Genomic DNA, 21456 nt, shown 5'->3' with positions numbered 1-21456 from the left:
GCCGCGGTACGCCACGGGTAGCGATCGACGTGATCGTTTCCTCGGTTCAATATAATTCATGATGATTGCCCATCTCATGCACGATATACATACCATTGAACAAGGAGGCGTCGATGACGCTCGCCCAGTTGCAGGCCCTGGCGGCCGTGGTCGAACTCGGCTCGCTCACGGCCGCGGCCGACCGGTTGAGCCGCAGTCAGTCCGCGATCAGCCACGCATTGACCGAGCTGGAGGACATCACGGAGGTCAAGCTGCTCTGGCGCGACCGGCAGCCGGTCGTCCTGACGGCGGCGGGTGAACGCCTGTGGCCTTACGTCCAGAACGTGGTGCGGGAAGCGCAGCTATTGCGCCAGCAGTTCAGCCTGTCGCGCGGCAAGCTCGAAGGGAAGCTGGTGGTCGCGTCGCTGCCGAGCGTGTCGCTGGCGTTCGTCGTACCGGCGCTCGAGGCGTTGAAGGAGAGGCACCAGGGCGTGTCGGCGGTGCTGCTCGAAGGCACCGACAGCGAAGTCGAAGGGTGGATCGACGACGGAACGGCCGATGTCGGCGTGGTGGCCGGCACGAAGACGTTTGCGCACAATCTGCCGCTGCTCGACGAGGATTTTGTCGCAGTGGCGGCGGACGGCATGTTCGCTGGCCGCAAGAGCGTGTCGGCGAAGCAGTTGTCCTCGGCGCCGTTCATTTTCTCGAAGGCCGGATGCGGGCCGGTGATCGCGGATTACTTCGCGCGCGGCGGGGCGCCGCTACGGGCCGCGTTCAACGTGGTCGAGATGCGGACCATTCTGTCGATGGCGGAAGCCGGCATGGGCGTGTCGATCGTGCCGCGCATCACGCTCACGTACACGCCATTCGGTGGCCGCGTGCTGGCACTGTCGCCCAGGCTGCATCGCTCGGTGCGGTTGTCGTGGAATACGGCCGGCAACGCGGTCGCGGATGAGTTCGTGCGGCTCGTCGACGCGCAGCGCGCGAAGGCGGCGAAGGCGATCCGCACGCGCGCGACAAAGAGCCGGTAACGAACGGCCGGTGCGATGAACAGCGCTCATGGGCGGCTTGAAGTTTATTCATGCAGATGGCGGTCGAGATGCAATACATTGTTCGAACTCGCCCCTGACCGCTTCGCCCCGAAGGAGATTTCCGTGCCGGCCGCCTCTACCTTGCTTGCTTTCGGACTCGTGTCGCTCGGCATGGTGCTGACGCCCGGGCCGAACATGATCTACCTGGTGTCGCGCTCGATCTGCCAAGGCCGCCGTGCGGGGCTGGTGTCGCTCGGCGGCGTCGCGCTGGGGTTTGTTTTCTACATGGTGTGCGCGGCGCTGGGCATCACCGCGCTGGTGATGGCCGTGCCGTATGCGTACGACGTGTTGCGTTTCGCCGGTGCGCTTTATCTGGCGTACCTGGCGTGGCAGGCGCTGAAGCCGGGCGGTCGCTCGGCATTCCAGGTCAGGCAGTTGCCGCACGACAGCCGGGGCAGGCTGTTCGCGATGGGCTTCGTCACGAACCTCGCGAATCCGAAGATCGCGGTGATGTACCTGTCGCTTCTGCCGCAGTTCATTTCGCCGGGGCACGGCAGCGTGCTCGCGCAATCACTGGCGCTCGGCTGCGTGCAGATTGCGGTGAGCGTCAGCGTGAATGGACTGATTGCCTGCATGGCAGGCGGCATCGCGGGTTTCTTGGCCGGGCGGCCGGTCTGGGCGTCGGCGCAGCGCTGGCTGATGGGCACGGTGCTGGCCGGGCTCGCCGTGCGTATCGCACTGGCGTCGCGCAGCTAGCGCGCGTGGCCGACGGTTGGCAGGATCACCGGGTGCTGTCGAGCGGCATCGCAATGCAAGCGCCCGGCATCGTCAGCCCTGGCAGTTGCCCTGCGCTTCGTTGCCGCTCCGAACGGGCGCGGCCTTTGCACTGCGCCGGCCGCGCGTCGCGAGCCAGCACAGGATCGACCCGCCGCAGACCATCGATGCGCCTTGCCAGAACTCGATCGACAGCGGCGCATGCAGCAGCGTCGCGGCGAGCATGGCGGCGAGCACCGGAGTGAAGTACGACGCGCCGACGATGATCGTCACGTTGCCGTGCATGATGCCGGTGTTCCAGGCCGCGTAGCCGAACCCCAGCGCCGATGCCGCCAGCACGATGTAGAGGACCGCATGCAGGCTGAACGTCATGCCGCCGCCGCCTTCGATCGCGAACTTGATCCAGAGCGCCAGCGCGACCAGCATGAAGAACGGCGTGACGCCGTTCTTGCCGTCGGCGAGGCGCGCCGTTACCGTGCAGTAGCCGGCCCAGATCAGCGCGCCGAAGAACGCGAGCCCGTAGCTCAGCGGGTTGTTCGCGACGTTGTGCAGCATGCCGGCCGGGTCGAGGCCCTGGTCGCCGCCGAGCACCCGGCAGATTCCGAGCATCGACAGCAGGACGCCGGGCACGACCAGCAGGTTGGCGCGCTGCTTGTTGAACACGATCGCGGCGACCAGCGTGAAGCTCGGCCACAGATAGTTGACCATCGCGACTTCGATCGCCTGCTGGCCGTTGCTTGCATAGCCGATCGACAGCGACAGGCACAGCTCGTACGTGACGAACAGCAGCCCGCCCCAGAGCAGATAGCTTTTCGGGAATTTGCTCAGATCGGGGAAGCCGATCGTCAACAGCAGAAGCACGGATGCCACCGTATAGATCATCGCGGCGCCGCCGGTCGCGCCGAGGCTTTCGCTCACGCCACGAACGAGGGCGACCACGGAGGCCCACAAGAACACCGCGCCGAGCCCGGTGAGCGTTGCCTTATTCTTGCGCTTCATGCGTCCTGCCTGTTTCAACATTCAAATTTGATTTCGGATGATGCGGGGCCGCCGGCATGAATCACGCACGCTTTCGGCGTGCGAGACGCACCATCGCCGACGGAAACGCGTAGTTTAACGAGGTGAGGGAGATCGAGCAGCGGCGTGGGCGGCGATCGGCCCGGCGCTTGCGGGCGACGCGGGGGGAACGTGCGTCACGCGGCAACCGGTCACGCGTCGTCGATGCGCCATGCCGCACCGATTGCCGACAACGCGTTGCCGATCGAGTCGAGCATCGCGTTCCGCGTCGGTCCAAGGGTCGTGACAACGAAGCAACCGTCTTCGTCCGTCGACAAGGCGATCAGTGGCCATCCGCCGGCGTCGCCACGGATTTCAAGCTGTTGCCGGACGGGATCGAGGTCGATGTCGTCATGCGCCTGCCGCAACGCATTCGCGATTGCATCGAATGCGTCGGCCGACGGCGTCGTGTGGACCACAATCCGTCCGGGTTCGACGCGCGCACGCAGCAGGGCGTGGCGATGCCGCGCGCGACCTTCGACCGCTATTTCGCGAACCGCGGCATCCTGATCGCCCCATAACGTTGCGTACGCAACGAACAGGACAAGCGAAGCATCGGGCGCCCGTCGCAACGGGCGCCCGCCCGGTCAGCGTTCGTTGCGCTTCTTGCTCAGCTCGATCGTCTCGAACAGCTCGTAGTCGGCGGTCGGGTGCTGATCGGCGCCCGGCGCGTGGTAGTAGCGCATCGTGATCGTCGTGTGACCGCCCGGCTTGCCCGGGTCGTGATCGAACACGGCGATCCCGTAGCCGGTGCCCGTATCGCGGCGCGCGGACCAGATCGCGTCCTCGAGCGCATCGGCCGGCTCGCGCACGAACGTGTTCGGCGCCGTGCCCGGCACCGGCCGGTTCGGCTTCGTGAACACCTTCGCCCGCGCAAAGCCGGTCGCCGGGTTCTCGCCATACACGTCGAGCGGCGCGCTGGTGCCGCCGCCGCCGAGGATCAGGTGGATCGTGCCGTGGCTCGTGTCGAACTTTGTGCGGTCCGGGTCGTTCGAGCCGACCGGACGCGGCTGCAGCGTCTCGACGACTTCGCCGGTCGTCGCATCGACGCCCGCGCGGTGATTGCAGCCGCGCACCGGGTAGCTGCGCTCGTAGTCGTGATCGTGGCCGCACAGCACGAGGTCGACGCCGTAACGGTCGAACAGCGGCAGCCACGCTTCGCGAATGCCCTTGTCGGAACCGTTGCCCGTCTTCGACGAACTGAGCGCGTCCTGGTGCATCTGCACGACGATCCAGTCGATATCGTCGTCATGCGCGGCATGACGCAGCGTGTGTTCGAGCCAGCGCGTCTGCTCGCCGTTGCTGTAGCCGCGCACGTAGAACGACGTGCCGGGCTCGATCGGCGGGCGGCCCGTGCTCGCGGCCGGCACGAGCGGCGCGGGGCCGCCGACGAACGCGGCGGCGTCCTGGTACACGACGTCGTCCGCATCGAGCGATACGAACAGCACCGAGCTCACACGGAAGCTGTACCAGCGGCCCGGGAAGCGCGTGCCGTTCTCCGGCAGCGTATAGCGCGCGAGATACGAGTCGAGCCCCTGCGGGCCGTTGTTGAACTCGATCTCGTGATTGCCGGGGCACGGCATCCACGGACGATTCGCGGCCGACGTCTGGTTGTTGTTGCCGAAATCGCGCCACACCTCGGGCTGGTGCGCGGGGTTCAGGTTCGCGTAGCAGAGGTCGCCGTTCAGCAGGTGGAACAGCGGCTGGAACTGCTCGACGGCCTGCACCGCGAAGCGGCTCTGCGGCGACGACAGCACCCACGCGCCGTTCGGCGTGGCGAGATCGCCGTAGCTCGTGAAGCGGAACGGCGCGCGGCCGCGCGGCGCCGTCGAGAAAGTCGCGGAGAACGGCTGCGCGGCGTTGCTGTCGTTGTCGGCCGTGATCTCGTAGCGGTAGCGCGTATTCGGCTTCAGCCCGTGCACGCGTGCGTGGTACGTGAATACCGTCTCGCCGTTCAGGCCGTCGGTGTACAGGCGCTGGACGCCGTGCACGGTGCGCGCGGGCTCGCCGTCGGCGACGATGCGCGCGCGCGGATTGACGGCCGACGCGAGCGATGCCCACGAGATCACGACTTCCGACGTCGGGTCGTTGCCCCACGTGAGGTGAACCTGTTCGGGCGTGCCGTCCGGGTTCGACGCGGCGGCCCTGGCTGCCGCGAGGCCGCCGGCGGCGGTGGCGAGGCCGGATACGCCGGCGAGTTTCAGGAAGCCGCGACGCGACACGGACGCGGCCGGCTCGTTCGGCTGGATCGGGGAGTTGTCCTGGTTCGACATGGTCGGTGTTTTCGTTGGTGGAGACGCGAGATGTGGAACCGCCTGGCCGTGCGCGAGCGCGGCCAGGGCGTGAGCCGGAAACGAGCGGGATCCCGGTGCCAGACATTGTCGCAGGGCAGTTTTGCCGGGTTGTGACAGCAGGGCAAGCCCGCGCAAGCGTTGGCTCATGCCCGGGCGTGCGGATCGCGGCATCGGGCCTGCGCCGACGTGCATCCGGCCCGGCCGAAATTTATTTGCCGCCACCGCGACGGATTCTGTTCGCCCGCGCCGTTTAACGCATGAACGGCCGCTACCGGTCGATACTCGCTACTTCGGAGTCTTTCATGAAGCTTTCCACGTCATTGCGGTTTGCCACGGCATGCGTGGCCGCGCTGGCCGCGTCGGCGGCCTTCGCGCAGGCCGTCATCGTCGCGCCTTACGCACCGCCGCCGCCTCGCGTCGAAGTGATGCCCGCGCCGCGCGCGGGCTACGTGTGGGACCAAGGCCACTGGCACTGGCGGCAGGGCCGCTACGTGTGGATTCCGGGCCACTGGCAAGTGGTTCGCGTCGGTCATCACTGGGTGCCGGGCCACTGGGTCGCGCGCGGCCCGGCGTGGCGCTGGGTTCCGGGCCACTGGGCCTGATGCGCATGCCGCCGCACGGTACGCGGTGCCGGCGCGGCGGCTGTTTCCCGCAACGTCATGAGGCGCAGCCATGCCTTTTCGAACCATGGTGATACTGGCGGCCGCAGCCATCGTGCTGGCCGGCTGTGTCGTGGTGCCCGCGCGCCCGGCCTATTACCGGCCCGCGCCGGTCGTCGTATATTGAGCACGCCGGCCGCCGCTCGCGCGACCGGGCGGCCGGCACCCGATCGACCCGATCGCCATGCAGCCTGAAACGGATGCCGATGAAACGGACCTTGCCGAGGCCGTGCGCGATGCGTGCGGCGAGCCCGAACCGCCAGTATGGCGGGGCCGGGTAATGGCGCGGCGCATGCAAGGAGAGCACGACGATGAGCTTCAGTCTGCCGGCGGACGCACCGACGATCGCGCCGCGGCACAGACGCGCGATGCGCTGGAGCGCCCCGCGTTGAGCGACGGCGATCCGGACGCGGCCCTGGTCGCACGGGTCGGCGCGCGCGACGCGTCGGCCGTGCGCATGCTCGTCGCGCGCAAGCTGCCGCGGCTGCTCGCACTCGCGACGCGTATGCTCGGTGACCGCACGGAAGCCGAGGACGTCGCACAGGAGACGTTCTTGCGGATCTGGAAACAGGCGCCGGGCTGGCGCGAAGGCGAGGCACGGTTCGACACGTGGCTGCATCGCGTCGTGCTGAATCTGTGCTACGACCGCTTGCGCGGCCGCCGTGAAGAGCCGGTCGACGTGTTGCCCGACGTGCCTGATCCGCAGCCGGAGCCGGCCATGCGGGCGGAGATCCGCTCGCGCGACGCGCGTGTGCGGCAGGCGCTCGCGGCGTTGCCGGCGAGGCAGCGCGAAGCGCTCGTGCTCCAGTACTATCAGGAAATGTCGAACGTGGAGGCCGCCAACCTGATGGGCATTACCGTTGACGCGCTGGAAAGCCTGCTCGCGCGTGCGCGGCGAAACTTGCGCGCGCAACTGGCGGGCGATTCACCTAGCGAGGACATCCGATGACACCCGAACGATTTCGCACCATCGTCGCCGCGTACGGCTCGGATGCGCGGCGCTGGCCGGACGGCGAGCGCGCGGCCGCCGAGGCATGGGCGCGCGCGCATCCGGGCGACGCATTGGCGGCGCTGGACGATGCGGCCGAACTCGATGCGTGGCTCGCCAACGATACGGTCGCACCGCCCGCGCCGGCGTTCGTCGAACGCATCGTCGCGACGGCGCCCGCACCGCGGCGCGCGCGGCGGCGCAGCGCCGTGTGGTGGTCGGGCGCGGCATTCGCGGGCGTGGGCCTGGCCGGCGCGCTCGCGGGCGCGGTGGCCGTGTCGATGCTGATGCTCGGCAGTGTGCCGCCTTCGCATGAGCCGGGCTATCTGACAACGACGTTCGGTGGGCCGAGCGTGGACTGGAGTGATGAATGAGTGAGCGTGGCTGGAAATTCGTCCTCGTCGGTTCGGTCGTGCTGAACGTGTTCATGCTCGGCGCGATCGGCGGCGGTGCGTATCAGTGGTTTTCGACGCATCGCGACCTGCGGGCCGCGGGCGCACCTGCGTCGCGCACCGCCTTGCGTTTCGCCGCGGACGAATTGCCTGATGCGCGCCAGCAGGCGTTCGTTGCGGCCCTGAAGGCGGCGCGCAAGGACGGCCGCGATTTCGCGCGGGAAGGGCGCGACGACCGGATCACCGTGCTGGATCTGCTCGCCGCGCCGCAACTCGATCGCACGGCGATCGACGCCGCGCTCGAACGTACGCGTGCGGCCGATACCGCGCTGCGTGCGCAGGTCGAGCGCAGCGTCGTCGATTTCGCGGCGACGCTGACGCCGGACGAGCGTGCGAAGTTCGTCGACGGGTTGCGGCGTAGCGGTAACTGGCGGCTGCCGCCGAAGTGGCAGAAGCAGCAGGGCGACGCGGCGAGTCGATAAGTCGGTCAGCAAACGCCGCGCGGGCGACGTGCGGCGGCGTGCCTTTTCAGTAATGCGCAACGCGTACGCGGCGTGTTGATCGACAACGCTTGCAGGCACGCTTCAGCGAAGCGTCGCGAGGCAACTGCGATAGCGCGACGCTGCGCGCACGTTCAACGTGCAAGCATCCACGCGGAGACCGCGTCGACCACGCCGCTCTCTACGGCCTCCGGCAACGCACGGAACGGCGATGCAGCGATACGGCAATGCGGCGGCCGAGCGCCCCCGATTCGCTGCAACCGCCAGTCGAATCCGTGATTGAAAATCGAGCGGCAACACGCACGCATTCAAAGCCGCGAGACAAACCCGAAATATTTGCGTTCCGCGCGACGGATTTCCCGCCGGCCAACGTTAAACACGGGTACGCATCGCGAGAGCCCTTTCATGGACCACCCGAACGACATCACACCGGCCGCCATCGCGCTGAACCGCTTCGGTCTCGGCGCGCGCGCCGACGAAGCGCCGCCTGCCGACCCGAAGGCGGCGCTCGTCGCGCAGTTCGACCGTTACGACGCGCGGCCGGCCGCGTGGGCCGGCGAGCCGGACGCGGTGGCGCTCGCGACGCGCTTCGCGAACGCGCGCAACGCGATGACCGGCAACGATCCGGCGACGAAGCGCGCGACCGAGCAGTCGATCCGGCGCGACGGTCGCGACACGTATCGCAGCGCCGTCGCCGCGCGGCTGAACAGCGCGCTGAATACGCCCGCGCCGTTCGTCGAGCGTCTCGTGCATTTCTGGGCGAACCATTTCGCGGTGTCGGTCGACAAGGGGCCGGTGGCGGCCTACGCGGGCGCGTTCGAACGCGACGCGATCCGCCCGCACGTGCTCGGCCGTTTCGAGGACATGCTGGTCGCCGTCGAACAGCATCCCGCGATGCAGCTTTTCCTCGACCAGGCGCGCTCGGTCGGCCCCGACAGCCCGGCCGCGCTGCGTGCCGAAGCACGCAATCCGTCGGCTAAACGGGGGCTCAACGAGAATCTCGCGCGCGAAATCATGGAACTGCACACGCTCGGCGTACGCACGGGTTACACGCAAGCCGACGTGACGGAATTCGCACGCGCGCTGACCGGCTGGAGCATCGCCGGCGGGCGTGGCCCGCAGCCCGGCGATGCGGCGCCCGGCGCGTTCGTGTTTCGCCCGAAGCTGCACGAGCCCGGCGTGCGTAGCGTGATGGGGCGCAGCTACGACCAGCCCGGCGAAGCGCAGGCGCGCGCGATCCTGCACGACCTCGCGCATTCGGAGGCGACCGGCCGGCATATCGCGTTCCAGCTTGCCCGTCATTTCGTCGCCGACAATCCGCCACCCGCGCTGACCGATCGGCTCGCCCGCGCGTTCGATGCGAGCGGCGGCGATCTGCCGACCGTCTATCGCGCGCTCGTCGATGCGCCCGAGGCGTGGGCGCCGGTCAACCGCAAGTTCAAGACGCCGTGGGAGTGGGCCGTGTCGTCGCTGCGCGGGCTCGGCTGGCGCGACACGGGCGACCTGAAGGCCGCGCCGCTGCTCACGCAGCTCGGCCAGCCGGTGTGGCGGCCCGGCTCGCCGGCCGGTTACGACGATGTTGCCGCGAGCTGGGCCGCGCCCGACGCGCTCGTGCGCCGCGTCGAACTCGCGCAGCGGCTGGCCGCGCGCACGGGCGACCGGCTCGACCCGCGCACGCTCGGCAACACGCTGCTTGCCGGGTCGTTGAGCGCGCCGACGGCGACCGCGCTGTCGCGCGCCGAAAGCGCGACCACGTCGCTCGCACTGCTGCTCGTATCGCCCGATTTCCAACGGAGATGACCATGGCACTGTCCCGCCGACAATTCCTGAGCGTGGCCGCCGCCGGCGCAGGCGCGATCCTCGTCGCACCGCGGATCGTGTTCGCGAACGTCGAGACCGATCGGCGCTTCGTGTTCGTGATCCAGCGCGGCGCGGCCGACGGCCTGAACATCGTCGTCCCGTATGCGGAGCCCGCGTATGCGTCGCTGCGCGGCCCGCTGGCGATCGACACGTCGTCCGCGACGCGGCTCGACGGCACGTTCGCGCTGCATCCGTCGCTCGTACAGACCGCGCAGTTGTACCGCGACGGGCAGGCGTTGTTCGTTCATGCGATTGCATCGCCGTATCGCGACCGTTCGCATTTCGACGGCCAGAACGTGCTCGAGACGGGCGGCCGCGCGCCGTACCAGGTCAAGGACGGATGGCTGAACCGGCTCGCCGCGCTGCTGCCGGCCACGCGCGAAAACGCGATCGCTTTCGCGCCGACCGTGCCGCTCGCGTTGCGCGGCGCCGTGCAGGCCGCGTCGTACGCGCCGTCCGGCTTGCCGGCCGCGCCGGACGACCTGCTCGCACGCGTGTCGGCGCTCTACGAGGCCGATGCGCAGCTCGGCCCGTTGTGGCAGTCGGCGATGGACGCGCGCGGCCTCGCCGGCGATGCGCATGCGCGGCAGGATCCGGCCGGGGTCGGCAAGCTCGCCGCGACGTTTCTCGCACGCGACGACGGCCCGCGCATCGCGATGATCGAGACGGGGGGCTGGGACACGCACAGCGCGCAGAACGCGCGGCTCGCGAATCAGTTGAAGGCGCTCGATACGATGCTCGCCGCGCTGCGCGACGGCCTCGGGCCCGCGTGGCAGCAGACCACGGTGCTGGTCGCAACGGAGTTCGGCCGCACGGCGGCCGCGAACGGCACGGGCGGCACCGATCACGGGCAGGCATCGGTCGCGATGCTCGCGGGCGGCGCGGTGGCCGGCGGCCGCGTGATCGCCGACTGGCCGGGGTTGCGGCCGGGCGACCTGTACGAAGGGCGCGACCTGAAACCGACCGCGTCGCTCGACGCGCTGATCTCGGGCGCCGCCGCCGAAAGCCTGCGGCTCGATCCGCGCCGCACCGCGTCTGCGCTGTTCGCGGAAAGCGGTGCGACGCGGCCGATGAGCGGGCTGATTCGGGGATCCGCGTGACGCGCGGTGTTGCCGCTTCGGCACTCAACCATCTGCTAAACAAAAAGGGAGAATCCAGGATGATCAAGATCCGATCCGTTTCGCTCGCCATGCTGGTGACGGCCAGTGCGGCGCTGATGTCCGCATGCGTGGTCGAACCCGTGCGGCCGCCACAGCCGGCGCCCGTCGCCGAGGTGCCGCCTCCGATGCCTGCGCCGGGCTATCGCTGGGAGAAGGGGCATTACCGGTGGGCCGGCAACCACTGGGCATGGGTGCCCGGGCATTGGGTGGGCGTGTACTGATCGAGTGTGACGCGCCGTGTGGCGCAGGTGCCGGGAAGGCGAGCCGCGTATTGAAATGCGACGCGCGTTGACCTAAGCTCGCGGGTCGCGGCGACGGGCAGGCCCGTTCGCACGTCAGGGCGAGCCGATCCGCGGCCGCCGCCTTCTTCGTTACGGCACCCACATGAAAGCATGGCTCGTTGCGCTGGCCGTCGCGGCCGGCATGACCGGCGCGCACGCCGCGTCGTTCAACTGCGCGAAGGCGTCCACGTTCGTGGAGCGCGAAATCTGCGCCAATCCGACGTTGTCGCATCTCGACGATGCGCTCAACGCGGATTACCAGCGCATGCTCTACGATTTCAGCAACTATCCGGTCGAGGATCCGCCCGAGTACGAGCAGTTCATGGCGACGCAGAGGGCGTGGCTGAAGGCGCGTAACCGCTGCACGACGACGCAGTGCCTGGTCGACAGTTACCGCAAGCGCATCGACGCGATGTGCGGGCAGATCGACTGGCAGGTGAAAAGCGACCGCGCGAAATGCCGCGGCAACGGTGGCCTCGGCGGGCTCGAACTCGATCACTGAGCGCGGCGCGTTGCGCGACCCGCGAGCCGCGACCCATCAGGTCGGTGCACACCTACCACCCGATCCGGTGCTTCTCCTCCGTCTCGCGATGCCGCCAGTCGTCGTCCGCGTGCAGGTACTGGCTCGTCGTCGTGAGCGACACGTGGCCGAGGTTGTCGCGCACGAGCCGCAGGTCGACGCGGCCGTCGGCCATATGCGAGCCCGCGCTGTGGCGCAGCCAGTGTGCGGACGCCTGTTCGAGCACGTGCGCCTGTTGTTCGCCGGCTTCGCCGTTCGCGCGCAGCCGGTCGGCCGCGTGCCGGAACACCTGCTTCACGATCCGGTGCAGCGCTGCGCGCGTGAGCGGCTGGCGCGCCTGGCCGACCGGCAGCACGAGCGGCGTGGGCTCGCCGTCGGACGGCAAGGCGGGCAGGCCATGCGCGCGCCGGTAACGCGCCAGCTCGGCCATCATTTCGTCGGTGGCCGGCACGAGCCGATGCCGGCCGCCTTTGCCCGCGACATCGAGCCACCAGCGGTCGCGCCCGTCCGCATCGCGCCGGCAGAAGAACTGGCCCATCGTCGTATTGGCCGCTTCGGTGATGCGCAGCCCGCCGAGATACAGCAGCGTGAACAGCCAGCGCGCGCGATCCGCATGGAAGCTCGCCCGCGCATCGTCGCGCGGCATCGCGGCGATGGCGTCCTTGACCGACTGCCACAGCGGCTGCCCGAGATGGCGCGTGACGCGCGGCGCGGGCCGGCGCTGCCGCTGCCGCGACAACGCGAGCGGATTGCCGGCCAGATAGCCGGCCTGCACGAGCCACGAGAACATCACGTTCAGGATCACTAACGCCTGCCGCTGGCTGGCCGCCGACAGCGGCCCGTAGAACGGCCGCCAGCGCGGATCGTCGCGCGGATGCTTGCGCCCGCCGTTCGCGCACCACAGCTCGGCCGGCTCGGGGGCGAGCAGGAACTGCCGGTAGACGACCAGATCTTCGTGCGTGAGCGACGACAGCGGCTTCTCGCACGCGATCACGGCCCACAGCAGCAGGCGTTCCGCTTCCTTGCGGTAGTTCTGGAACGTGGTCGGCGTATCGACGAAGCGGGCGAGCCAGGCGCGCACCGCGTCGAGGTCGTTGGTCGCGGCAATCTGCGGATGCGCGCAGTTCGAGCGGTTGGTGCCCGTGCGTCCGTCGAGCGCGGCCGGCACGGTCAGCGCATCGATCGGCAGCGGGCGCAGCGCGGTGTCGGACGGAACGGGCGAGGTCATGCGAAGTGGGGGCGCTGTGCGGATCGTTCGCGCGGGGCCGGGCGGACGAACGCAGTGCGATCAGGCATATCGGGAAGCGTCGATGGTACACGATCACCCCACGGTGAATCCGCCGTCGTGACGACGGCAACGCGCCTCACCCCAGCGCGGCACGCTGTCCAGCAACGTCCTGACGAGCGTCGCCTGCCGCGTGACGCCCGTCTTCGAAAAAAATCGCGCGCGGGTGCGAGCGCGCGGTGTGCTTGCTGATCGCGAGCGCGTCGGCCGCTTTCTCGAGTGTCTGCCTGTCGACGAGCGCGAGCGCCAGCGCGGTTTCGGCCGGCGTAAGGTCGAACCGCTTGCGCACGATGCCGTGCGACGCCTGCGACTTGCGTTCGGCATCGCGGATGACGATCGCGCACGCAGGCGGGCGCGGATTGTCGTTCGACCATTCGCTGAGCGGCACCGCGCGGATCGGCACGCCGAGCGGCGGCTTGCCGAACGGGCGCGGCACGGGCGAGCCGCCGGCGGCGATGCGCACGGCTGAACCGGGTCACCGTAACGTATCGGTTCGCGTGCGACATCCCACGAATGAACGTGGCGGATTGCCTTCTGTAAGCTATTTGTGAACTTTCTTGCCGTGGGGAGCCTCTAATCGGCCCTTCAACGCTTCCTGAGGAACATCAGATGATTCGCCAGTCCAGAACGCTGCTCGGCGCGGCCGTCATCGCCGGCAGCACGCTCCTCGCCGGATGCCAGACCGACGCAGTCGCAACCGCGCCGAACGCGGTGCGCGCGGCCGACAGCAAGCCGGTGACCAAGACCGTCCAAGTTGCGCCGCAATCCGCGCGCTGCACGGGCGTCGCGCCGATGGAGTGCCTGCAGGTGCGTAGCAGCCCGAACGAGCCATGGAGCCGGTGGTATGCCGGTATCGAAGGCTTCGCGTACCAGCCCGGCTACCTGTACACGCTCGAAATCGACGAATACCGCGTCGCGCAGCCGCCGGCCGACGGATCGTCGATCCGCTGGGTGCTCAAGCGCGTCGTCGAGCGCCGCCAGGCGAACTGACGGCCGCGCTCACGCCGACGGGCGCGGCGGCGCTGGCCGGCGGTGCGGCCGCATCGATTCGCCGGAACACGACGGACGACAGCAGCGTCACCACGCCCATGCACATGAACGACAGCATGAACCCGTGCGCCATCGAGCCCCGATAGGCGGCGAACAGGTTGACGAGGCCGCCGCCGATCGATACGCCGAGCCCCATCGCCAGCATCTGCATCATCGTGAACAGGCTGTTGCCGCTGCCGGCGTCGGCATGCGACAGCCCCTTCAACGTCACGCCGTTCATCGCCGCGAACTGCATCGAGTTCGCCGCGCCGAACACGATCAGCAGCGCGCCTTCCAGTAGCGGCGCGGGCCGCGCCGACACCAGCGCGAACCCCGCGATCGCGCACCCGACGATCCCCGTATTCACGACCAGGAACGCTGCGTAGCCGAAACGCTTCACGAGCGGCGCGATCCAGCGTTTCGCGATGACGCCCGCGATCGCGGCCGGCAGCATCATCAGCCCCGACTGCAGCGGCGTATAGCCGAGCTGCACCTGCATCAGCAGCGGCAGCATGAACGGCACCGAGCTCGTGCCGATCCGGCACAGCAGATTCCCGAGCAGCCCCGAACCGAAGTTCGGCTCGCGGAACAGCCCGAGCCGGAACAGCGGCTGCGCGCGCCGCCGTGCGTGCGGCAGGTAGGCGAGCGCGCTTGCCAGGCCGAGCACGGCGAGCCCGGCCGCCCACGCGGCGCGATGCGCGGGCATCGGCGGGTCGATCGCGAGCGACAGCGCGATCATCGCGGCCGACAGCAGCGCACAGCCGACGAAGTCGAACGGCGGCGGCTGTTGCGCCTGGTCGTGCGGCAGGTAGCGCTGCACGGCGAGGAAGCCGACCACGCCGACCGGCACGTTGACGATGAACACCCAGTGCCACGAAATCGCCTGCGTCAGCCAGCCGCCGAGCGTCGGCCCGACGATCGGCCCGAGCTGGCCGGCGATCGACACGAATGCGATCGCCGCGACGTACTGTTCGCCCGGCACGCGGCGCAGCACGGCGAGTCGCCCGATCGGCAGCAGCATCGACCCGCCGATGCCCTGCAGCGCGCGCGCGGCGACGAGCTGGCCGAGCGTATGCGACGCCGCGCAGCCGATCGATGCCAGCACGAACACGAGAATCGCGAGCGAGAACACCCGGCGCGTGCCGAACCGGTCGGCCAGCCAGCCGGACGCCGGCGTGAGCATCGCCATCGTCAGCGTATAGACGACCACGACGGGCTGCATCGCGAGCGGCGACGCGTGCAGGCTTTGTGCGATCGAAGGCAGGGCGGTGTTGACGATCGTCGTGTCGAGCGACTGCATGAAGAACGCAGCGGCGACGATCCAGAGCAGCGCGGAGTGTGTGGGTTCCCGGGACATGGCGAAATCGGTGGCGCAAAGGCCGGTGCGGGTGGCGCCTTTACGCGGTTGCGCGGCGCCTGCCGGTCTTCAAGCGCACGATGGTACCGATTCCGATGGTCATCGGGAAGCCGCCTGGAGGCGTTGACTGTCATCGGTAATGCCAATGACAATGCGCCATGCTCAATCCCGTCTGGCTCAACACGTTCGCGACTGTCACGAATTGCCGCAGCTTCACCGAAGCGGGCCGGCAGCTCGGGCTCAACCAGTCGAGCGTCAGCGAACACATCCGTCGTCTCGAAGAGAGCGTCGGCCGACGGCTGTTCGTGCGCGACACGCATTCGATCGCGATGACGGCCGACGGCGAGGCGCTGCTCGTGCATGCGAACGTGATCCTGCAGGCGCTGAACCGCGCGGAATCGCAGTTCCGCAAGCCGAGGCTGCAGGGGCGGGTGCGGCTCGGCGCGCCGGACGACCTCGCGCTCGTCGCGTTGCCGGATGTGCTCGCCGGGTTTCGCGCCGCGCACCCGGACGTCGCGCTGGAGATCACCACCGGCATGACGAGCCGGCTCTATGAAGGGCTGGACGCGGGCGCGCTCGACCTGATGATCGGCAAGCGGCGGCTCGGCGAGCGGCGCGGCACGCCGCTGCTGCGCACGCGGCTCGAATGGGTCGCGCGGCCCGGCACCGTCGTCGATCCGGAGCGGCCGCTGCCGCTCGTGCTGGTCGCCGAGCCGAGCGTGACGCGCGCGATCGTCCTGAACGCGCTGGCGGAGAAGGGAATCGGCTGGGAAGTCGTGTGTTCGAGCAGCAGCCAGCCGGGCTGCATCGCGGCCGCCCGCGCGGGGCTCGGCCTGACCGCGACGTCGCATTATTTGTCGACGCGTGGGCTCGCGCCGCTGGTCAACGGCGACGCGCTGCCCGTGCTGCCCGACATCGAATTCATCGCGCTGGCCGCGAAGCGGCTCAGCCAGCCGGCGCGCACGCTGCTCGAGTTGCTCGAAGCGAGCGACCTGAGCACGCCGGGCGCGGATGCGTAACGGCTCTGCCACGCGCGCGGCGCTCGCATCCGGCGCCCGCGCCGCGTGCCGTCATGCGGCGCGTTTCTGCGAAATCACGAGCAGCGCGCCGTTCTTGTCCTCCAGCACCGCACGGTATTCGTGCGGCCCGGCCTGCACGGGCGCGCGCACCGACGCACCGGCCTTCACGACCCGCGCCATCGCCGCATACAGGTCGTCGTCCTCGTCGACGCGCAGCGCGAGCGCCGCGCGCTCGACGACCGGCGATCGAGTCTGAGCATGGCCGGCTGACCCGGCGATCGCGCAGGTTGCGCTGGTCGGCGTACCCGATACGCGGCTCGGTGAAGTCGGCCACGCGTATGTCGTGCTGCGGCCGGGCGCGCATGCGGACGCCGACGAACTGAACGACTGGGCACGCCGCAACATGGCGAACTACAAGGTGCCGCGGCGTTTCACGTTCGTCGGGCAACTGCCGACGAGCGCGGCCGGCAAGGTGCTGAAGTACCGCCTGCGGGCGGGGACCGAGGCGGCGGCCTGAGCGGCGCCTCGGCACACGAACGGGATGAACGGCAACGGGTTTGCGCGGGGGGCGGTGCGGGTGTTCGGCGGCAGCGGCGGGATCGGCAACGGTCGCCTGCGATCCCGAATGCCTCGACGGATAGGGGCTGCGTTGCGCGATCGACCCGGAGGCGGTGAATGACGCCACCCTGCGCGGGTCCACGCGTGCCGCCCGTCGGCGAATAGCCGTTCGGCCATCTTTTCCGTCGTTCCGATCCGCCTTACTTTAAGGACAGCAGTTCGACGTGTCGGGAGAGCGGCGGAAGCTGGGGGATTCATGCTGGCTGCTGCCGTTGGCCGATGCCAACCACTGTCTTCCATCCATTCATGAGGGTGATAGCAATGCTTGCAATTCACCGTCATGGCGCTATCATTGATAGCAACCTGGATGGAGGGACCGATGGCAAATCTTCTGGTGCGTAACGTGGATGACAGTATCGTTCAGAGCCTGCGCGAGCAGGCTGCGGCAAATGGCAGGAGTGCCGAGGCCGAACATCGCGCCATTCTGGCCGATGCACTCGGCCGGCCGAAGCGAAGGACGTTTGCGCAAGTGCTGATGAGCATGCCCGATGTTGGCGAAGACGCGGATTTCCAACGTGTTCAGGATTCCGGCGAGGTCAGGCGTGTATTTGATTGAAACATTCGATCGTCCGGAAACCCTTGTCGCATAAGGGTGTGTTCAGAATTCGTTAAGAACCCACCTTCAGCCGGTGATGGTTGCGACGCCCACAATCCCGCGGATCATTTCCTCGCGCGCTGGCAGCGTTCCGTAGGATCACTTCGGGAGCGCCATCCGGAAAAATAGGAAGGAGCACTGCGACGTTGATCCAATCATCGAACGGGGCAATGGTCGGTTGAGCGGGTTCAATCGGCGGTATCGGCTGGTCGGGATTACGCTCGTGAGCCTTGATGAACTCTCAGATGCGCCCGACTGCATGCCGCCGAATTTGTTCCGGCCGTTCGTAATTTCCGGCCGTTCGTAGTATTTCTCGATGTATTGATTCGCGGCACGGCGTACTGCAACTGCTTTCTTGCCGGGCACGTCATTTTTAACTGCGATTTCGTAGAGGTGCTGTGAGGGCCGCTGTACTTCGTCCCAAGGAGCTACGTCAAAGTCTCCCATTATTTCCCCTGTTTCAGTGTGCAACCGTGAAGCTTATGCGCAGGCCGAGCGACCGGATGATTTTCTGCATGGTTTCGTAGCGCGGGTGCGCGCCGGGCGTCAGCGCCTTGTGAAGCGCGACGCGGCCGACGCCGGCGGCCGCCGCAACCTTCGTCATGCCGCGCGCCCGTGCGACCGCTGCGACGGCCGCGAGAAACACGTCAGGATTTGGGTCTTCTGCCGCAACGGCGAGGAATTCCGCGACAGCCTCGTCGTTGTCGAGGTAGTCGGCGGCATCGAACTCGGTGTAGTTGGTCATTGGTTACTCCTTCAGTTCGCGCGCCATCTGCACCGCGCGCTTGATGTCCTTCTTCTGCGTCGACTTGTCGCCGCCGCACAGAAGGAGATAGACCACTTCGCCGCGACGGACGTAGTACACGCGGTAGCCCGGCCCGAAATCAATCTTCAGTTCGCAGACCCCTTCGTCGAGCACGCGGTACTCACCGAAGTTGCCGAGCTGCGCGCTGATCAGGCGGGCGGCGATTCGGGCCTTGCCGCGCTGATCGCGCAGGTTGGCAAGCCAGTCGTCGAATTCGTCGGATCGTTGCAAAGTGAGCATGCCGGAATTGTACCCAATTGGGTACACGACGGCAAATCGGATGGTTGGTTCTCCGACCGCCTGTGCACGCGCCGGAAGCATGGAGCGGACCGTTCAGAATCCTTTGGTAACCCCTTGATTTTGCTGGCCGCAAGGCACAGACTTCGGCCGGGTGATTTTTGCCAGAATTTCATTCTCGACAGATTGAAAAAAGGGAATATGCCGAGCGGATCGGGCTACTTGATTGATACGAACGTCATCAGCGAAATCAGAAAGGGAAAGCGCGCGAACGGCGGGGTGCGCGCGTTCTTCCGTGAAGCCGGAAACGACGGCAGCAGCCTTTACCTGTCCGTCGTGACGGTTTCCGAACTACGCCGCGGTGTCGAGATGATCCGCCGCCGCGGCGATATGCAGCAGGCGTCGACACTCGATGCCTGGCTGGCCGCGCTCATGTCCGACTATGCGCCCAACATCCTGCCGATCGACATCGATGTCGGCCAGTTGTGGGGCCACCTGCGTGTTCCGCATCCGGAGCACGCGCTGGACAAGCTGATTGCCGCAACGGCGCTGATCAACGACCTGACGGTCGTCACCCGCAACGTCGGCGATTTCGCGAAGACGGGCGTCCGGCTGGTGAATCCGTTCGACTAGCGTCGCGCGTTCGATCGGAGCGCAGGTTGGCCCCGGGCAGCGCAGAGGGTGCGTCGCGTGCAGCGTCTGCCGTCGGTGCCGAATCGGCACGACGAGCGCAATGCCACGCGCGACGCGTAACGTCAGGCTGCCCTCAACACGCTGCCGGCGTGCTGCCGCATACGGTATTCACGAGCGTCACGATGTTGCTGCTCGTGAACGGCGACGCGCCTTGCTGCTTCACCCCGGGGTCCGTATAACCCCAGCCCGTCACGCCGACCACAACATTGTGCGAGGCTGCATTGCCGAAGGTCGTGCCGGTGAGTGTCGGCGGCATGCCAAGATTGACGAGCCACGGGCCGCCGCTCGACCCCCCGGTCATCAGCGATGCGATGATCGTGTTGTTCGAGTTGCTGGCGGACACGAAACCTTGCGATTCGTCTCGCTCCATGTAGGCGCCGTTATCCAAGGCCACCGGGTAGCCGAGCTGGTCGATCAGCACGAGTCCTGACGGTGTGTAGCTATAGCCGTTCCATCCATAGCCATACCATCCGGTGCGATTGCCCGCATACGATCCGGCTTGCGGCGACAGCACGATCACGGCCACGTCGTCCTGGCAGATCACGCCGGCCTCAGCGCATGGATCGGTGCCGTCGTAATAGGACGTCATGACGGTGGCGGATGCCCCGTTCCACGTACCATAGGGCGCGGTTCCGTTACTGTAGTCCGGAACGAATACCCAGTTCGAATAGAACTGCCGCTGACCGAAATTCGCGACGCAGTGCGCGGCCGTGACGACCACGCCCGGTTCGATCAGGGAGGCAGAGCACAGATAGGTCGCGGTGCCGATGTTGAAGAACAGCTTGCCGGTTGGACGGAACGGATAGTAATACTGCGTATTGTCGCCGTATGCATTCACCTGGCTAGTGGTATACGGCTGATTCGACGATCCGTATTCCTGCGGTTGGACCCCGGACGGACTCAAATCGACCGGCGCGACCAGCTGCACCGGCCTTTGCATGCCGTCTCCAGCGCCGCCTGGCGCATGGCCCGGCACGCCCAGCACTGGCCTGGCGTTGTACATCAGTGAATCCAGCATGGTAGGCGGCGCAACGAGCGGCCTTGGCATCGGCATCGGCAGAGCATGCTTGAAATCGAGTGCGGCAATTTGCAGACCGCGCTCGGGTAATGTGATCTGCGTCACGCTTCCCTGCGTTCTGACCTGCTGGGCCAGCGCGCTGGTTGCGATCAACGAACCGAACGCAACAACAGCGATTTTATCGATCAATTTGCTCATTTGAATCTCCTTTCGAACTTGCGAGTCGTTCTCTGAGATTCGAAATATCTGTCGAACATTGAGACGCCCCTCAGATTGCATGAAAATTATGCCGGGCGAATTAAATGCATTGTGAGGACGTTGCGTGGAAATGCTTCCAATGAACGCTCTTTGTTGTTGCCGAACAATCGAACGGGTGGAGTGGATGGGGTCTTGTTTTTATTGATCGTTTAATGATTTTCGCCGGTCGGAATGCAGTTCGTTCGCCAATTTAATTGCTTGGGGTCGTATTCTGAGAATTCGTTGTAAATCGGCAAAAATGCAATCTTTGTAATTCTGGTTTTGTCTGGACGAAATGGCTGACACATCAAATCTACTCCGTATTAATATTCCGTAAAGCATAATATTATTTAATTTGCGTTATTATTTTTTGTAATTTAAGTGATATTAGATTGATTTAATGGGGCGGTTGTCGGCGGGGTGGAATGTTTTTTGAATAAGTGGTGGATAATTAATCGAATTAAAATTTGCATCGTTTCAAATACACACCGCTCGATTCAATCGCGGGAATCGGTTCGAAAATCGCACGGGAACTCACCGGAATGGTGGCGCGAAGCCGGCGCTGTGCTGTGCATCGTCGTGCCAGCTCACGCTGGTGTCGATCCAGTGCAACGCGGGGATGGCGCGGCTCGGCATCGGGCTGAAGGTTGCGACGCTGCCGGTGATCACGCTTGGCGTCGGGGTCGGCGTCGACTACGGGATCTATCTATACGAACGCCTGCAGCACGACCTCCGCCACGGCGCGACGCTGCCCGACGCATTCGCCGACGCGATGCGCCAGCGCGGCACGGCGGCGTTGTTCACGGCCGTCACCATGTTCATCGGCGTCGGCACGTGGGCGTTCTCCGCGCTGAAGTTCCAGGTCGACATGGGCGTGCTGCTCGCGTTCATGTTCCTCGTGAACCTGTTCGGCGCGGTGTTCCTGCTGCCGGCGCTGGCCGCATGGCTTGGCGTGGAGCGCGCCGAGCGCCGCGTGCCGGCGGCGCAGCCCCGGCAGGCGCCGGCGGCCGCGCCGCCGCCGAAGCCGGCGCACGCATTCGAATCCGGCAATCCGGTGCGCTGAGCGCCG

General features: G+C 67.1%; 24 protein-coding genes and 3 pseudogenes. 17 read left to right on the top strand and 10 right to left on the bottom strand.

The genetic code is table 11. The features are described 5' to 3' along the window. The first annotated feature begins 113 nt into the window (after nucleotides 1-113). On the top strand, nucleotides 114-1010 hold the full coding sequence (locus HWX36_RS19725) for a LysR family transcriptional regulator (RefSeq protein WP_175953852.1): 897 nt from the start codon (nucleotides 114-116) through the stop codon (nucleotides 1008-1010). 123 nt (nucleotides 1011-1133) lie between these two features. Beyond that, entirely contained in the window at nucleotides 1134-1766 is a 633-nt protein-coding gene (locus HWX36_RS19720) for a LysE family translocator (RefSeq protein WP_175953850.1), read from the top strand. Between the two features lie 72 nt (nucleotides 1767-1838). On the opposite strand, the gene yddG is transcribed toward HWX36_RS19720, so the two are convergent. Further along, nucleotides 1839-2783 (bottom strand): aromatic amino acid DMT transporter YddG, encoded by a 945-nt coding sequence (yddG, locus tag HWX36_RS19715; RefSeq protein WP_175953848.1) that lies wholly within the window; start codon nucleotides 2781-2783, stop codon nucleotides 1839-1841. A 122-nt stretch (nucleotides 2784-2905) separates the two neighbouring features. Between yddG and HWX36_RS19710 the strand changes: the two genes are divergently transcribed. Further along, nucleotides 2906-3361, top strand: coding sequence for a hypothetical protein (locus tag HWX36_RS19710; RefSeq protein WP_175953846.1), 456 nt, complete (start codon nucleotides 2906-2908; stop codon nucleotides 3359-3361). Between the two features lie 66 nt (nucleotides 3362-3427). Here the strand turns inward: HWX36_RS19710 and HWX36_RS19705 are convergent, their stop codons facing one another. Further along, nucleotides 3428-5113 carry a metallophosphoesterase family protein gene (locus HWX36_RS19705; RefSeq protein WP_175953844.1) on the bottom strand — a complete coding sequence of 562 codons (1686 nt, stop codon included), beginning with the start codon at nucleotides 5111-5113 and terminating at the stop codon, nucleotides 3428-3430. Between the two features lie 323 nt (nucleotides 5114-5436). On the opposite strand from HWX36_RS19705, the gene HWX36_RS19700 reads away from it, so the two are divergent. The 8 genes from HWX36_RS19700 to HWX36_RS19665 all read left to right on the top strand — a co-directional run bounded on the left by HWX36_RS19700 (nucleotide 5437) and on the right by HWX36_RS19665 (nucleotide 11476). After that, a complete protein-coding gene (locus HWX36_RS19700) occupies nucleotides 5437-5736 on the top strand; it encodes a YXWGXW repeat-containing protein (protein ID WP_175953842.1) in 300 nt (99 codons plus the stop codon). Nucleotides 5737-5977: 241 nt separating this feature from the next. Further along, nucleotides 5978-6742, top strand: a complete 765-nt coding sequence (locus HWX36_RS19695) for an RNA polymerase sigma factor (protein WP_175953840.1) — start codon at nucleotides 5978-5980, stop codon at nucleotides 6740-6742. Further along, the gene (locus HWX36_RS19690) at nucleotides 6739-7155 is read left to right on the top strand and encodes a hypothetical protein (protein WP_175953838.1); all 417 of its coding nucleotides are present in this window, start codon (nucleotides 6739-6741) and stop codon (nucleotides 7153-7155) included. The genes HWX36_RS19695 and HWX36_RS19690 overlap by 4 nt, the downstream gene beginning before the upstream one ends. Further along, entirely contained in the window at nucleotides 7152-7655 is a 504-nt protein-coding gene (locus HWX36_RS19685) for a periplasmic heavy metal sensor (protein ID WP_175953836.1), read from the top strand. The genes HWX36_RS19690 and HWX36_RS19685 overlap by 4 nt, the downstream gene beginning before the upstream one ends. A gap of 423 nt (nucleotides 7656-8078) precedes the next feature. Then, on the top strand, nucleotides 8079-9473 hold the full coding sequence (locus HWX36_RS19680; protein WP_175953834.1) for a DUF1800 domain-containing protein: 1395 nt from the start codon (nucleotides 8079-8081) through the stop codon (nucleotides 9471-9473). Continuing rightward, nucleotides 9470-10633, top strand: a complete 1164-nt coding sequence (locus HWX36_RS19675) for a DUF1501 domain-containing protein (RefSeq protein ID WP_175953831.1) — start codon at nucleotides 9470-9472, stop codon at nucleotides 10631-10633. Before HWX36_RS19680 ends, HWX36_RS19675 begins: the two co-directional genes overlap by 4 nt. A 62-nt stretch (nucleotides 10634-10695) precedes the next feature. Further along, nucleotides 10696-10914 carry a YXWGXW repeat-containing protein gene (locus HWX36_RS19670; protein ID WP_175954122.1) on the top strand — a complete coding sequence of 73 codons (219 nt, stop codon included), beginning with the start codon at nucleotides 10696-10698 and terminating at the stop codon, nucleotides 10912-10914. A 163-nt stretch (nucleotides 10915-11077) separates the two neighbouring features. Continuing rightward, nucleotides 11078-11476 (top strand): lysozyme inhibitor LprI family protein, encoded by a 399-nt coding sequence (locus HWX36_RS19665; protein ID WP_175953829.1) that lies wholly within the window; start codon nucleotides 11078-11080, stop codon nucleotides 11474-11476. Nucleotides 11477-11528: 52 nt separating this feature from the next. Here the strand turns inward: HWX36_RS19665 and HWX36_RS19660 are convergent, their stop codons facing one another. Together HWX36_RS19660 and HWX36_RS19655 are read right to left on the bottom strand one after the other, a co-directional pair. Next, a complete protein-coding gene (locus tag HWX36_RS19660) occupies nucleotides 11529-12722 on the bottom strand; it encodes a tyrosine-type recombinase/integrase (protein WP_175953827.1) in 1194 nt (397 codons plus the stop codon). Nucleotides 12723-12815: 93 nt separating this feature from the next. Continuing rightward, a pseudogene (locus HWX36_RS19655) lies at nucleotides 12816-13215 on the bottom strand (helix-turn-helix transcriptional regulator); the annotation flags it as partial. 173 nt (nucleotides 13216-13388) lie between these two features. Between HWX36_RS19655 and HWX36_RS19650 the strand changes: the two are divergent. Then, a complete protein-coding gene (locus tag HWX36_RS19650; protein WP_175953825.1) occupies nucleotides 13389-13769 on the top strand; it encodes a DUF4377 domain-containing protein in 381 nt (126 codons plus the stop codon). Here HWX36_RS19650 and HWX36_RS19645 read toward each other — a convergent pair. Next, nucleotides 13735-15165 carry a DHA2 family efflux MFS transporter permease subunit gene (locus tag HWX36_RS19645; protein ID WP_175953823.1) on the bottom strand — a complete coding sequence of 477 codons (1431 nt, stop codon included), beginning with the start codon at nucleotides 15163-15165 and terminating at the stop codon, nucleotides 13735-13737. The genes HWX36_RS19650 and HWX36_RS19645 overlap by 35 nt on opposite strands. A gap of 158 nt (nucleotides 15166-15323) precedes the next feature. On the opposite strand from HWX36_RS19645, the gene HWX36_RS19640 reads away from it, so the two are divergent. Further along, the gene (locus HWX36_RS19640) at nucleotides 15324-16184 is read left to right on the top strand and encodes a LysR substrate-binding domain-containing protein (protein ID WP_175953821.1); all 861 of its coding nucleotides are present in this window, start codon (nucleotides 15324-15326) and stop codon (nucleotides 16182-16184) included. Nucleotides 16185-16235: 51 nt separating this feature from the next. On the opposite strand, the gene HWX36_RS37810 is transcribed toward HWX36_RS19640, so the two are convergent. Then, nucleotides 16236-16400: a hypothetical protein gene (locus HWX36_RS37810; RefSeq protein ID WP_347879224.1), complete on the bottom strand. Its 165-nt coding sequence runs from the start codon at nucleotides 16398-16400 to the stop codon at nucleotides 16236-16238. Between the two features lie 55 nt (nucleotides 16401-16455). On the opposite strand from HWX36_RS37810, the pseudogene HWX36_RS19630 reads away from it, so the two are divergent. Both HWX36_RS19630 and HWX36_RS19625 read left to right on the top strand, forming a co-directional pair. Further along, nucleotides 16456-16701 (top strand): annotated as a pseudogene (locus tag HWX36_RS19630) (fatty acid--CoA ligase); the annotation flags it as partial. 420 nt (nucleotides 16702-17121) lie between these two features. Continuing rightward, complete coding sequence (locus HWX36_RS19625; protein ID WP_014899176.1) at nucleotides 17122-17358, top strand: DNA-binding protein; 237 nt, start codon at nucleotides 17122-17124, stop codon at nucleotides 17356-17358. 138 nt (nucleotides 17359-17496) lie between these two features. Here the strand turns inward: HWX36_RS19625 and HWX36_RS19620 are convergent, their stop codons facing one another. From HWX36_RS19620 to HWX36_RS19610, 3 genes are read right to left on the bottom strand one after another with little or no spacing between them, the layout of a single operon-like run. After that, a complete protein-coding gene (locus tag HWX36_RS19620) occupies nucleotides 17497-17844 on the bottom strand; it encodes a hypothetical protein (RefSeq protein WP_175953819.1) in 348 nt (115 codons plus the stop codon). Between the two features lie 13 nt (nucleotides 17845-17857). Continuing rightward, on the bottom strand, nucleotides 17858-18142 hold the full coding sequence (locus HWX36_RS19615; RefSeq protein ID WP_175953817.1) for an addiction module antidote protein: 285 nt from the start codon (nucleotides 18140-18142) through the stop codon (nucleotides 17858-17860). 3 nt (nucleotides 18143-18145) lie between these two features. Further along, on the bottom strand, nucleotides 18146-18442 hold the full coding sequence (locus HWX36_RS19610; RefSeq protein WP_175953815.1) for a type II toxin-antitoxin system RelE/ParE family toxin: 297 nt from the start codon (nucleotides 18440-18442) through the stop codon (nucleotides 18146-18148). Nucleotides 18443-18640: 198 nt separating this feature from the next. Here HWX36_RS19610 and HWX36_RS19605 point away from each other — a divergent pair, with 198 nt between their 5' ends. Continuing rightward, nucleotides 18641-19072 (top strand): type II toxin-antitoxin system VapC family toxin, encoded by a 432-nt coding sequence (locus tag HWX36_RS19605; protein WP_175954120.1) that lies wholly within the window; start codon nucleotides 18641-18643, stop codon nucleotides 19070-19072. A gap of 133 nt (nucleotides 19073-19205) precedes the next feature. Here the strand turns inward: HWX36_RS19605 and HWX36_RS19600 are convergent, their stop codons facing one another. After that, complete coding sequence (locus HWX36_RS19600) at nucleotides 19206-20429, bottom strand: trypsin-like serine protease (RefSeq protein ID WP_175953813.1); 1224 nt, start codon at nucleotides 20427-20429, stop codon at nucleotides 19206-19208. Between the two features lie 519 nt (nucleotides 20430-20948). Here HWX36_RS19600 and HWX36_RS19595 point away from each other — a divergent pair. Continuing rightward, nucleotides 20949-21450 (top strand): annotated as a pseudogene (locus HWX36_RS19595) (MMPL family transporter); the annotation flags it as partial. Between the last annotated feature and the right edge of the window lie 6 nt (nucleotides 21451-21456).

Origin of the sequence: Burkholderia sp. BCC0405 (genome assembly GCF_902833075.1) — a bacterium.
In the GTDB taxonomy this organism is placed as follows: Bacteria; Pseudomonadota; Gammaproteobacteria; order Burkholderiales; family Burkholderiaceae; genus Burkholderia.
The sequence above is the reverse complement of the archived record's forward strand: the minus strand, read 5'-3'. Positions and strand labels throughout refer to the sequence as shown.